Here is a 12,422-nt window from a genome sequence, read left to right as displayed (position 1 = left end):
CAAGTCACCCTCTCGAGCACCCCGGCCAGTCCGTCTGGCGTCCCGTGCTGCGCTGTCTGCGCCGCCGGTGAAGGGGGTTCTAAGGCGAACACCCAGAACCCGCAAGCGCTTTTTATAAGAAAAGTGACAACTCAACCCCAAAATCAAACAAGCCACTGATATAACTACATAAAAATCATAGGAAAATACAGAAAAAGAGGAAATAGGGGACCATAAAGACGTCTGTGTCACGAGGCATCAGAGACTCGCCAAGCCGAGACCTCGAGTTCACCACACTCCATACAGAAACAATCTATCTCATTGTATATAAACAATTAAGTATGGGAGCTTCCTCCAATCACTCCGTGGAATGCTTTCAAATAGCGCCGCGAGGAATCGGAACAGAAGTGAATCGTGCGGCCGACTCGGAGGGATTTGAGCGCAACGCTCGCACTGTCTTCCGTTGACCATGCTGAATCTGCTGCACAAAAACAGCAGTGCCAGTGGCGTCCATTACAAAGAGACCAAATCCCTTATGAAAGCCCCAAGGCCTTCGCGCAGGCTTTGAGCCACGTCACACCCCGCGCCTCCGCCATGACTTTTTCAAGCGCGGACAAACGCTCTGCATTGATTTCGAAAACATCGCTGATCTGATCTGCAGGGAGATGCCCTTCCGGGCGATCCGTCACGCGCGCATAGTCCAGATGATCAAACAGGATGCCATATTCATCACGCAACCACAGGAGATCCGTCGACGCATAGTCTATGTGGTCGGCAATTTTGGCCAAGAGCTTCGGTCGCGTGAAGCCGGACAGCTTCCTGTCTACCTCCAGCACCTTTTTGCGCAGCCTGTTGCGTTCCGGGATCACGACATCGTCCTGCCCCGGAAAGCGGTCGAGTTGTAAGGCCTGAAGCACCTGAGCCGCTTCGGCGGACATGCTTTCGTTGACGGTCGCCTCTCCTGGCGTGTCATGACGCGTCAGACCAAGGTATGAGGTCAGAAAGTCTGCGATGATATCGCCGGCGATCAGTGCGCTTTTCTCATATGTCCGGATCGACACGCTTCCCGGAAACGCCTCCTCCCAAGCCTCAATCTTCCTTCGCCAGCTTACGGGCTGAATGGCGGGAAGCGTTGCCGAGTGCTTGATCCTCTGCTGGACATGGGAGGCGTAGAACTTCGAAGGTTGTCGCACATAGATTGCGATCTTGGTTTCAGAGAAGGTTCTGTCAATCGCGCGCAAGAGCCTTTCGCGCCCTTTATTCCCGATGCGCTTGAACAGATATTCGGTCGACAGCACGACGGTCTCGGGTGAGGTGACACGAATTTCTGCCTCCAGAGCGGTCCAAGTCTTCTCAAAGACCTGATCCGCTTTGATCTGGGAACGCCCGATTTCATCCACCAAAAGACGTTGCCCATCGGCCTCGAAATCGAGGGGCAAGGACAAAAAGGGATGCGACTTGTTCTTGTTGCTCTGAGGATAGAGCACCCCTTGCGTCAGGAGATGGGCGCGCGATGTCGCGAACCATTTCTGAAGTGCGCTGGAGCCGGTCTTCGGCATTCCAACATGGAGAACCAGCTTTGGCTTAAGGGAAGTCATGCGGGCACCTGAAACGTCTTTTCTGAACTATAGGGCAGGGTTCACGAGCGGAGCAACATGAAGCAAGAACGAGCCATCCCGCGTGCACGGGTTTCATTGCCAATCAGTCTTCCCCTGCCGCCGCTGCAGTTTTCGCGCCGCGCGCGTCCATGCTTTTCAAGACTACGATCGCAAAGGCGGAGAAAATAGCCGCCCCGAGCGACAGGATCGCATCCTCTGCCGGCGCGAAGAGCGCATAGGCCGACAACAGAACGCAAATCGCGGCGACGCCTGACATGGCCCGCGCCTCTCCGGCCACAAGACGATCCACAGCAAGGATCGCTGTCATGGCGCCGACAAGACCCGCGACGATCCGGATAGGGTCTCCCACCATCAAAAGCTCGGGCGCATAGACGAAGACGAAGGGCAAGACATAGATGATCCACCCAAAACGCATGGCCTCCCAAGCCGTTTTGGTGAAGGAGGCGCCTGAGATGCCGCTTGCGGCGAGGGCCGCGAAGGCAACTGGCGGCGTGATCATGGAGACCACGCCGAAATACAGGACAAACAAATGTGCGGCGATCAAAGGCACGCCCAGCGCGACAAGCCCCGGCGCGAGCAAAGTGCCCACAACGATATAGACACCCGTTGTCGCCATCCCGGCCCCCAAGACCATGGCAGAAAGCGCAGTCAACAACAGCGACAGCAACAGGCTCGTCTCACCGATCTCTCGGATTCCCAGCGTCAGACTGACATCCAGACCGGTCATGCCCAAAACCCCGAGAACAACGCCCAGCGCCGATCCCGCGATCACCAAAGAAGCTGTTGTTGTAGAGGTCCGATGCGCCGCGTCCTTAAACCGGGTCCAAAGTTCGGAAGGCCCATGCAAAATCCAGCCGGAGAGCAACGCCGCAGCAATGCCGCCGATCCCGGCCATTTCCGTCATGCGGTCACCTTTGAACATGACCGTCACGATCACGATCACCGGCAGCAAGTGCCATAGGTCACGCCATGCCAACTCGGGCAGATCTTGCTCGCCAGCGCCCGCCTCGGCGGTCGGCCGCGGGGCACCCTCGCCAACCTCAATGCGACCGGCAAGCCAACTGGCCTGCACGAACATGACGGCATAGCAAAGGACGGCTGGGATGGCCGCCGCCAACGCAATGTTGCCGTAGGACAGACCGGTCAAATCCGCCATGAGAAAGGCGGCGGCTCCCATCACAGGCGGCGTGATTTGCCCCATCGTCGAAGACACGGCCTCGATGCCGCCCGCCTTGGCGCCCGAAAGCCCGAAACGACGCATGGCCTGAATCGTAAAAGCGCCCGAGGTCAGAACGTTTGAGCTTGCGCTGCCGGACACCATGCCGAACAACCCCGAGGACACGATCGTGGCTTTGATCGCCATGCCTTTGCCACGTTGGGACATTTTGCGGGCGAGCGCATCGATCGCGGCCGTGCCCCCGGAAATCTCGTAGACGGCGCCAAAGATGATATAGATCGTGACCGTGCCCGCGATCACGCCGAGCGTGCGCCCCAGAAACCCGTTCCCCCCGAACACCAGATACACAGTGTAGCGCTTCATATCGACCGAGGCGGCATTGAACGGCGCGGGGAAGAACTGTGCCAAATAACCGAAAATCAGCACCCCGAGGAGCAAAAGCCCCATCATCGGGCCGCTGGTAAGAAGTGTCGCCAAAAGAGTGACCGCAATCAGCACCACGGAGACGGACAAAAGCGTCGGGGTGGGCATGATGAACAGCGCCGCCTCACCAGAGAAATGGTGAAACAGAAAGAGCCCCGCGCCCAGCGCAACAAAGCCCGCTAGAACATGAAGCCCAGCTGCAAGAGAGGCGGAGACGTTTCGTGCCCGGACCCAAAGGATGAATCCAAGCGCGAGCGCCAGCTCAATCGCCAGAAACTGATCAAAGATCATGGTCGCGCGCAGCCAATCGAAGGGATCAATCGCCCACAGGCACGGCGAAACCACCACGCCAATCCCGGAAAGGGTGATCAATCCGTGAAGCACCCTGCCCGGCAGTCTCGTTCGATCAAGCTGCATCGCGCTTACTGGACTTGGCCATGATCCTTGTAAAAGGCCATTGCCGCCGGGTGGTACTCGAGACCGACATCGACATACATGGCATCCGGCTGAAACCATTCGAGGCTGGCCACGGACTCGACCATCGCGTCTTTACCCTCATAAAGCCCTTGAAGCAGCGCCGTGACCGTCGCGTCATCTTCATCGGCACTGGTGTAGATGAAGTAGTCATACTGAAGGATTTGCGTCGGCTCTTTGATCGTCGTGAGTTTCGGATGCGGTTCAAGCATCTGGAGGCTCGCCACAGGCATAAGCGACTTGACCTGATCGGCGGCATCATCGGCACCGCCCAGCTGCAACGCGCGCAGACCGTTCACGTTGCGCGATACCTGTTCGTCGCGCGGCGTTCCGATGACGTGAATGAGCACATCCGTATCTCCCGCCACGAAAGCCTCCGCCATTGCAGTGAAGTTCGCGACCTGAACCCGCTCGACATCATCATAGGACAGCCCATCGGCGGCCAGCATGGTGGAGATCAAGGCTTCGCCAGTCACCGCCTGAAGAAAGCCGGACGGCACGCGTTTTCCTTTGAGCTCCTGCACCGAAGTGATCCCGCTGTCTTCGCGAACCCCCAGCGTCATACGCATCGGCAAAAGGCGCCCCACAAGCCGCAGGTTCTCCATCTGGTGGCCCTCAAAGCGACCTTCCCCCAGCATGGCCTGACGAACGGCAATCGCATTTTCCAGACCGAAATCCACCTCGCCGGAATTGACGAAGGGGCTTGCTTGGCTGGTGCTGTCATAGGGCTGCGGGCGCAGATCCATGTCACTGTCCGCATTGGCCGCCTTGCTGATCGCCAGCGCATAGTTATAGGTGCTGGAGCCCTGGCCTGCCGACGCGATAGTCTGAGGTTCGGCATTTGCGATCGCGGGCGCAATCGCCCCCACCGTCATCAAAGCTGCAATTAGGGTCTTGAACATAAGGCGGATCCCCCCGGGTATTTTTGAACTCTTGTCCCCAACGCTTGTAACAAGAGGTCCCATCAAATCAATCACTATGTCCAAAGCTCTGCGCTTGCGTGCTTCTTGAGCTTGCTCTAGCGTTCAATTCACCGACACAAAGCCCAAAACCTCATCTCCAGGTGGAGCCTCTGCTTGTCTGCTGATCTGCGCGACCTGGCTTTGGCGTTCCTCTGAATTCTGATAAAGATGCATGAAAGAGACTATGGCACCCAATCAACCGAACGCTGACGTCACCGCACGCGATGCCCTCCGGCTTCCCTATGACTTCGTACAGCCTTCAACCGATGCCGAGCGCCTCGTCTGCGACATCTTCTCCGACATCATGAAGGTCGTCCCCGTGGGGCTTGACGACGACTTTTACGACTTGGGCGGCGACTCCCTTATGGGCGAACAGATCAGCCTCATGCTTCAGGAAAAGACGGGACAGGATTTCGCAGTCTCCGCGATCTTCGAATATCCATCCCCCCGTCTCATCGCGGAATATTTGTCGGCAGGTAAGAAAGAGCTGGTCGCGAACTCGCATCCCATTTTCGTGGTGCATGGCAAGGGCGGTTACACGGCCCCTCGACCAGAATTTTATGCCGGGCTCAAGCAGGGCACCAAACTTGTCATGTTCGAATTTCCCGGCATCCGGTCCCGCACGGCCTATCCAGACGACATTCCGGGGGTTGCCGCGGCTTATGTCGATCAAATCATGCACGACTACCCGGAAGGTCCGGTTCTTCTCTCCGCCTTCTGCGCGGGGGGACTTATCGCCATTGAGATGATGTCACAGCTCGAAGCAGCCGGGCGCGACGTTCCCGGTCTCGTTTTGCTTGATCCCAGCGCCCCAAAACGCGTGCAAAAACGCCATGCGCTACAATCAAAGGTCGAGCAAGGTACTGCCAGCCTTTTGGAACGCACCAAATTTCGACTGATTTATTCTCCCGTAACCGGCGCCTCCGCTTTGGACCACGCCAGAGACACGGTGGAAAATTCATTCCGCGTGCTGTCCTGTCTCATCAATGAAGCCTGGATCGCGCGCCTGAAAAAGCGCGGCCCATTCTGGAAACACCGTGACGTCGGACTGCGCAACCTGCCGCGGGCCCGACTGATCGTCGCCTACCGTTTCGCATGGCCTGCACCTTATGCCGGAAAGGTAACGATCCTCGCCTCAAAGCAACGCGCGAAAACGCTGTCCTCCGACCGCTCGGTCTGGGAGCGTTTCCTCCCAAACCGAAGCATCGAGATTATGTCCGAAACGCATGGCGACATCGGCAAGGCGAATGCTGGAATCGTGGCGGAACGCATGGAACACATTCTGCTTGAACCTCTGTCTCAGGCAGCGCCCAAAGCTGACGTGGCCTAAAGCGTTTTTCGTTTAATCTGAATCAGATTGAGCGAAAAACGTTGCCACACTGAATTGATGTTGCTGCGTTTCTCAAAAACTGAGTGCCTCATGTTTTTTGAGAAAACGCTTTAAGCGTAACCTCAGTCTTCGAGCATGGCCCGCAATTCGCGGCGCAGGGTTTTACCGTTGGTGTTGCGCGGCAGGCTGTCGAGGAACACGAATTTTCTGGGACGCTTGTCCGACGACAGTTGAACGCGGCATTCGGCCGCCAGATCGCCCTCACTCACATCGCCACGCGTCACCACAAAAGCCGCGATTTCTTCACCGAATTCCGCACTGTCAAACCCCGTGACCGCGACATCTTCGACTCCGGGCACGCCGCTGAGAACAGTTTCGATCTCTGCAGGGTAGACATTCGCACCACCGCGGATGATCAGATCGGAACTACGTCCGACAATCGAAAGAAAGCCGTCCTGAGAAAGTTTTGCCAAGTCCCCGGTGTAGGCCCAGCCGTCGCGGATTTTGTCCCCTGTCTCGCGGGCGCGGTTCTTATAAAGCCCTTCCGCCATGCCATGGCTTCGCACCCGCATCGCGCCCACTTCCCCCGCTGGCAGCGGCTCGTGGTTTTCATCGACAATCTCAATGCGAACGGTCGGCAGGACGCGGCCATCCGTGTCGCTTCGGGTTTCGATATCCGGTCCCGACAGGACCGAGCAGGTGCCTGAGACACTCGAGGAAAAACAGTGAAGAAAGCCCGGGGTCAGTTCCTGTGCGGCCCGCCGCTTGTCCGAGGCCTCCATCCCGGAGCCGCCACAGTAGAGCATTTTCAAATTCGGCATGAGCGGCTCGTCTTTGCCCTCCGAGAGCGCCAACATCGCTTTGACCGTTGCAGGCACCGCAAACAGGAAGGTGACGCCAAGAGAATTCACCTTATTGATCAATTCTTCGGGCGAAAAAATCGGAGGGTGAAAGTGAACTGTCGCCCCGCGCATCAACTGACCAATCGTATGGTTGCGCGATGCGGAGAACGAGAGGGGGTAGGCGTTGAGAAACGTCCCGCCGAACGGATAAGCGGCCTCAAAGCCATACCCCATAGATCTCAGAAGAATGGTTCGATGCCCCGCGACGATGCCCAAAGGACGCCCGGTTGTCCCGGACGTCAGGGAAATCAGCGCGGGATAGGCCTCTGCCCCGATCCGTTCGATGGGGGCCTTGGGCTGTTGCGACGCCAGATCTTTCCAGCCTGCATGGCAAACAATGGAACGATATGCGCCGTTGGATTGGTCGCGATCCTCAAGGATGGCAGCCAGATCGAATTCCTCGGCAAGCCGTGTCCGCTCATCGCCGCGATTTCTAAAATCGATCGGCACGGCAACCGCATCCATCATCCAGAGACCGACCATGGCGATCACGGTATCAATGCTGTCGCGCAGAGCGAGCCCGACCTGATCTCCGGACTTCAGACCCTCCGCCTGAATCTGCCGCGCCCATTGCGCCGCGATCTCTGTCAGTTCCGCGAAGGAGACCGACCGTGCCCCAGACACAAGCGCCGCACGGTCCCGAAAGCTGGCGCCCAATGCGTGAAACGTATCTGCGAGGTTGGTCTGGTTGTCAGTCTGCATGCGAGATCAATTCCTTTTAGGCAATTCGGGGCGTCCAAGCCCTCGATTTCAAGGGCGCCGCGCGCTCACCTTGGCGAGGAAAGCAGGATTTCGCAATGCTTTGGGAGCGTCCGGACATATATCTTTTCACCTTGAGTAAAGCATCATCACCAAAGCCTGACACCATGGCCTCGCACGCCAAAGAGAAACGCCGTGACAAGCTCGGACAGCGCCTTTAGATTTTTGACGGAAACAATGAACGCAGGGTGTGTCATGCCCCTTTATCACATCAACGGGAAGCTGATCCTGTTCATGCATATCCCGAAAACGGGAGGCACATCCGTCGACTTCTGGCTTCGGAGTTTGGGCGCACCGATCCTTGGCTCTATTGGGCAAGAGATCGACTGGCTCCCCTGCGTACCGCAGCATTTGCACGCTGCTCCCTTGTCACAACTGGTTCCACATGTCGCGCCAGACTACGCGTTTGCGATTGTCCGCCATCCGGAAGACCGGATGGTCAGCGAATTTTTCCATCGTCACAAAACTAAGAAAACCCGCAGGTTTGGCCGCTATCTACGGTCGCAGCCTTTCGACCAGATGAGCCCCATCCAACTGAGCCGCTACTTCGAAGCCTGGCAGGCCCGTTGTTTCAAGAAGTATCAAAAGCACCCGTACTGGGACAGCAATCATGTGCGCCCGCAATCCGCGTTCACCGACTGGCCGGGGTTGCATGTGTTCCGTTTCGAAGACGGGCTCCAGAACGTCTACGACGCGGTGACGCAAAAGCTCGGACTGAGCGCCACGGGCGAAGTCCCCCGACTGAATTCTAGCAAAAAGCACGACCTCGTCCTGACAGACAAAGCAAAAGCACGACTCCGTGCCTTCTATGCCCCCGATTACAAGAGCTGGTACACCTGAACCGCGTGTTCGTCGGCGAAGCCTCCGCCCCCACATCTCAAGCCGATGCCTGATACGCGCGTTCAAAACAAACTTGCAAAACCATGCGTGGGCCTTCTTACTGCCTAAAGCTTTACCTAGCGGCAAAAGCAGAACGATTTTTTTTGCCAATGGCACAAAGTCGACAGGGAGGTATCATGAAAGCATGTATTGCGACCGGCACCTACCATGCCCCGGGCGAGACGTTTGTGAACCGTCATATCTCGGACCTTTTTGGCGGCAACACATGCGTTCTGTTCAACACCGCCAAGGCGGGAAATCCGCTGGACAAACAGATCATGTCGCGCCGCAACGAAGTTGAAGTCACCTTCAAAAAGCTTGTTCAGACGTTCGAATACATGTCCAGATATGGGTCCACCTCGCTGCCGCGTGGACGAGCGCACACCCGTGTCGAGACCTTTCTGACAGAGCAAAAGCCCGATCTCATCCTCGCGGAATTTGGCCCCGAAGCGGTCGCTTTGACACCTCTCGCCTGTGAACTTGGCATTCCACTTTTCAGCTATTTCAGAGGCTATGACGCGTCGAAGTCGCTTCAAAGCCCGAGCAAACTGCGCGCCTACCGCAAGTGTATTCCGTATTGGAGCGGCGTCTTCGCGGTGTCGCAATTCCTGTTGGACAACCTCGCAGCGCATGACATCGCGCACCCGAGATCGATGGTCATCCCCAGCGGCGTCAATACCGATGTATTTCAACCCGCGGAGAAAATCCCCTCGAGTTTTCTCTTCGTCGGGCGTCTTATCGAGAAAAAAGCCCCCGATCTGATGCTGCGCGCCTTCCTCGAGGTCGCGAAATCATCTGACCGAGCCCATCTGACTGTGGTTGGAGAGGGGCCACTCGATGACACATGCCGCACGCTGACCTCGGCCGCGGGCATGGACAACCGCGTGACCTTCACCGGCGCGCTGCCGCATGAGAAGGTCTGCGAGCTGATGGCCCGGACCCCGATTTTGCTCCAGCATTCCGTCACTGCAAAGAATGGCAACACCGAGGGCCTGCCGACGTCCATTCAGGAAGCGATGGCCTCGGGCATGGCCGTGATCTCTACACGGCACGCGGGCATTCCCGAAGCTGTGATCGAGGGCGAAAACGGCCTTTTGGTTGCGGAACACGATGAAGACGGATTTCACGCTGCGATTTCTGAACTTGCGAACGATCCGGACAAAGCAGCCCGGATGGGCACAGAAGGCCGAAAACGTGCCTGCGAATATTACGACAACAGGCGGCTGCTCGGGGATTTGGAACAAACCCTTGCGCAGTGGCGCTAGACCCTGAAAAGTGCGGAAGATAGAAATTTGCCTCGGCCCCACCTTCGATGGGCATGCTACCAAACCGCCCTACTGGCCCAGTAAAAAGTAACGGATCAAAATGGACGACAACCAATTAAAAGATATCATCCTGAATGCCGTGGCCAAAGCCGCCAAGGTTGACGCAGACCAGCTCAACGACAGCACCAAACTCGGTGCTTCGGGGCTTGGGCTGGATTCCATCGCGACGCTCGAATTGTTGCTCACGATCGAGGCGGAAACGGACGTCCGCCTCCGCACGGAGTCTCTCACGGGCGACGATCTGGCAACAGTCGGGGGGCTGGTCCAATTTATCCAATCACTCTGATACGACGCCCCAAACGCTATTCCCCCGCTCAGCACGCCGCCGAACCGGGAACGCTTGAGGAGAAGCTCAGCGCGCTACGTGAGCGGGCCGCGAGCCAGCCTCCACACCCGAGGCTTTGGGCACGCTCCAAACAGTTTTGTTCGGGTGGCCGCGCTCAGCGGCGTGACTGGTGCACTCGGAGTTGGTGGGGTATCGCCTCGGGCGAACTTGTCCGCCTTTATCTCTATGATCCCGATACCCGCAAAGAGGCGATGCAACTGCTCCTCCCTCCGGATTGGTCGGAGGTGGATCAAGCTCTCCAACAGCAGGGTGTGATTTTGGCCGCCGCCCACATCGGCCCGCCGAAATATGCCATGAATGTCATCCTTGACCGCTTTCTTGAGCCGGCCATCGTGACCAATACCGGCGACATGCCCGACTGGATGTCAAAGCGTGGCGGCCTCTTCCTCGACCCGCGCGACCCGGAGACGAGATCGCAAGTCTTGCTTCAAGGCGCCATGCAACTGCGCAAAGGCGGCGTGTTCTATGCCGCGGTCGACGGCAAAAGAGCGGAAGACAAGCTGACAATCGAACGCTTTGGTCGCAGCTGGCAATTCTCACCCGGCGTGCCCGCTCTCGCCCGTATGCTGAATGTAAAGAGCTTCGTCTTGCTGGCCCTGTGGGAGGGCGAGCGGATTGGGCTGCGCTGCGTTCCGATTCAAGCGCCGGATCGTTCTCTTTCTGCAGAAGAATATCAGAGGGCATGGATCATGGCGTATTGGGGCGTAATTTCATCTGTGATTGAGACCTCGCCTGAAAACCTGCGCTTTCTCGCGCCTCCGTTTCGCAAGGAATTCAACGCATGATCTGGCATCGTTTTTTGCAGGTGGCGCAGGCTCACGCACATGCGACCGCCGTTATCGGCGAGGATGAAACCCTCACCTACGCCGACTTTGTCGCGCGCGTTAATGTCGAAGCCGGTAAACTTCCGCGTCGTGCGGACATGGGAAGACCTGCGAGAGTACTGCTTGTCCCGACAGAACCCGCGACTTTGCTGCTGCGCGTCTTTGCCTGCTGGAGCCGCGGTTTGGTTCCTGTCGTTCTGCGCGAAGGGCAAACGGAGGAGAGCCTCAAACGCATCAGCGGGATTGCGGAGCCGGTCTTGATCCTGTCCGACACAACGCCACAACACCCCCAGCATGTTTCTCAAGAGGATGCCCCTCCTTTCACCGCTCGCGATGAGGCGCTGGTCATGTGCACGTCCGGCACGACCGGCACGCCGAAGCTCGTTGCACTGCCCGCGGAAGGCGTTTTGGCGACCGCGAGTGCGATCGCGGATGATCTTGGTTTTTCCGAAGGCGACATCATCGCGGTGCCAACACCTCTGACCTACATGTATGGGCTGATGGGCGCATCCGTCACAGGCCTGCTTTCCGGCGCAGCGTTGCGCCTCTTCGTACCAGGCGCACCGTTGACGGTGGTTCAGTCCGCCATTCGACGCGAAAAGATTACCGTCATGCAGGGCCCGCCTTCTCTTATGCGCCTCTTCCTCGCCTATTGGGGAGGAGAGCCATTTGACTCAGTGCGCCTGGTCACCACAGGCGGCGAATACATGACTTCCGAAATGGTCACAGATCTCGCCAAAGCCTTTCCGCAAAGCCAATTCCGTCTGCTCTATGGCATGACTGAGGCCGGTCCCCGTATTTCTCACTGTCAATCCGTGACCGAGTATAAGGGTGGATTGTGTGTTGGGGTTCCCTTTGACCATTTCGAATGGCGCGTCGTTCCTGTGGAACAGGAAGGCTTGCCTTCTGGCGCTGGTCGTCTCGCACTCAGAGGTCCGAGTGTCTGTTTGGGCTACATTCAACCGGAGAACAAATACGCCGGCGTTGATACAGACGGATATTTCACCTCAACCGACATTGTTTGTACGGTTGACGACGCAAGCCTCTGCTTTTTCGGGCGCCAGGATAGATTGTTCAAGACCGGTGGAAAGTTGATCAATCCGCTGGAAATAGAAGCCCTATTGATGCGCCATCCAGATGTCCGCGACGCGGTTTGTCACGCGGAAGACCATCGTCTCCTCGGGCTTGTCCCTGTTGCGCAAGTTGTCTTGAAAGAGGGAGCACAGACAGATTCTGCGACACTGATTGCGCATTGCGCCGTCCTTGAAACCCATGCCGTCCCTCATCGCATCGACATTCTTCGCGCGCTTTGCATTTCCGCCTCGGGAAAGAGGGTCGTCGCCACGGCAGCAGGCTCGTCAACGCTTCCATGAGGCGTTTAGCCGCGCAGAGATCCGCCCGAAGGCGGTATGTAGGTGTCTGA

At 57.5% G+C, this 12,422-nt stretch carries 10 protein-coding genes; 6 read left to right on the top strand and 4 right to left on the bottom strand.

Going from position 1 to position 12,422, the window contains the following annotated elements:
* Positions 1-512 precede the first annotated feature (512 nt).
* The 3 genes from J5Y17_RS18720 to J5Y17_RS18710 all read right to left on the bottom strand — a co-directional run bounded on the left by J5Y17_RS18720 (position 513) and on the right by J5Y17_RS18710 (position 4,574).
* Complete coding sequence (locus tag J5Y17_RS18720) at positions 513-1,577, bottom strand: hypothetical protein (protein ID WP_219787384.1); 1,065 nt, start codon at positions 1,575-1,577, stop codon at positions 513-515.
* A 103-nt stretch (positions 1,578-1,680) separates the two neighbouring features.
* The gene (locus tag J5Y17_RS18715) at positions 1,681-3,570 is read right to left on the bottom strand and encodes a TRAP transporter fused permease subunit (protein ID WP_219787383.1); all 1,890 of its coding nucleotides are present in this window, start codon (positions 3,568-3,570) and stop codon (positions 1,681-1,683) included.
* 50 nt (positions 3,571-3,620) lie between these two features.
* On the bottom strand, positions 3,621-4,574 hold the full coding sequence (locus J5Y17_RS18710) for a TAXI family TRAP transporter solute-binding subunit (protein ID WP_219787382.1): 954 nt from the start codon (positions 4,572-4,574) through the stop codon (positions 3,621-3,623).
* Positions 4,575-4,818: 244 nt separating this feature from the next.
* Here J5Y17_RS18710 and J5Y17_RS18705 point away from each other — a divergent pair, with 244 nt between their 5' ends.
* Positions 4,819-5,964 carry a phosphopantetheine-binding protein gene (locus tag J5Y17_RS18705; protein WP_219787381.1) on the top strand — a complete coding sequence of 382 codons (1,146 nt, stop codon included), beginning with the start codon at positions 4,819-4,821 and terminating at the stop codon, positions 5,962-5,964.
* Positions 5,965-6,086: 122 nt separating this feature from the next.
* Here J5Y17_RS18705 and J5Y17_RS18700 read toward each other — a convergent pair whose 3' ends face one another.
* Complete coding sequence (locus tag J5Y17_RS18700; RefSeq protein WP_219787380.1) at positions 6,087-7,568, bottom strand: class I adenylate-forming enzyme family protein; 1,482 nt, start codon at positions 7,566-7,568, stop codon at positions 6,087-6,089.
* Between the two features lie 252 nt (positions 7,569-7,820).
* Here J5Y17_RS18700 and J5Y17_RS18695 point away from each other — a divergent pair, with 252 nt between their 5' ends.
* From J5Y17_RS18695 to J5Y17_RS18675, 5 genes are all read left to right on the top strand, one after another.
* Positions 7,821-8,465, top strand: coding sequence for a sulfotransferase family 2 domain-containing protein (locus J5Y17_RS18695; RefSeq protein ID WP_219787379.1), 645 nt, complete (start codon positions 7,821-7,823; stop codon positions 8,463-8,465).
* Positions 8,466-8,641: 176 nt separating this feature from the next.
* Positions 8,642-9,769: a glycosyltransferase gene (locus J5Y17_RS18690; RefSeq protein ID WP_219787378.1), complete on the top strand. Its 1,128-nt coding sequence runs from the start codon at positions 8,642-8,644 to the stop codon at positions 9,767-9,769.
* A 100-nt stretch (positions 9,770-9,869) separates the two neighbouring features.
* Positions 9,870-10,115 (top strand): acyl carrier protein, encoded by a 246-nt coding sequence (locus J5Y17_RS18685; RefSeq protein ID WP_219787377.1) that lies wholly within the window; start codon positions 9,870-9,872, stop codon positions 10,113-10,115.
* A gap of 251 nt (positions 10,116-10,366) precedes the next feature.
* Complete coding sequence (locus J5Y17_RS18680) at positions 10,367-10,960, top strand: hypothetical protein (protein WP_219787376.1); 594 nt, start codon at positions 10,367-10,369, stop codon at positions 10,958-10,960.
* Positions 10,957-12,372, top strand: a complete 1,416-nt coding sequence (locus J5Y17_RS18675; protein ID WP_219787375.1) for a class I adenylate-forming enzyme family protein — start codon at positions 10,957-10,959, stop codon at positions 12,370-12,372. The genes J5Y17_RS18680 and J5Y17_RS18675 overlap by 4 nt, the downstream gene beginning before the upstream one ends.
* Positions 12,373-12,422: the final 50 nt, after the last annotated feature.

The organism is Celeribacter sp. PS-C1, from assembly GCF_019429625.1.
In the GTDB taxonomy this organism is placed as follows: Bacteria; Pseudomonadota; Alphaproteobacteria; order Rhodobacterales; family Rhodobacteraceae; genus Celeribacter.
This window is presented reverse-complemented; position numbering and strand designations above follow the sequence as displayed.

Coding starts and splice junctions, on each gene's coding strand:
- J5Y17_RS18675 (WP_219787375.1), top strand. CDS start 10,957: ATGATCTGGCATCGTTTTTTGCAGGTGGCGCAGGCTCACGCACATGCG.
- J5Y17_RS18705 (WP_219787381.1), top strand. CDS start 4,819: ATGGCACCCAATCAACCGAACGCTGACGTCACCGCACGCGATGCCCTC.
- J5Y17_RS18690 (WP_219787378.1), top strand. CDS start 8,642: ATGAAAGCATGTATTGCGACCGGCACCTACCATGCCCCGGGCGAGACG.
- J5Y17_RS18720 (WP_219787384.1), bottom strand. CDS start 1,577: ATGACTTCCCTTAAGCCAAAGCTGGTTCTCCATGTTGGAATGCCGAAG.
- J5Y17_RS18700 (WP_219787380.1), bottom strand. CDS start 7,568: ATGCAGACTGACAACCAGACCAACCTCGCAGATACGTTTCACGCATTG.
- J5Y17_RS18685 (WP_219787377.1), top strand. CDS start 9,870: ATGGACGACAACCAATTAAAAGATATCATCCTGAATGCCGTGGCCAAA.
- J5Y17_RS18695 (WP_219787379.1), top strand. CDS start 7,821: ATGCCCCTTTATCACATCAACGGGAAGCTGATCCTGTTCATGCATATC.
- J5Y17_RS18680 (WP_219787376.1), top strand. CDS start 10,367: ATGCAACTGCTCCTCCCTCCGGATTGGTCGGAGGTGGATCAAGCTCTC.
- J5Y17_RS18710 (WP_219787382.1), bottom strand. CDS start 4,574: ATGTTCAAGACCCTAATTGCAGCTTTGATGACGGTGGGGGCGATTGCG.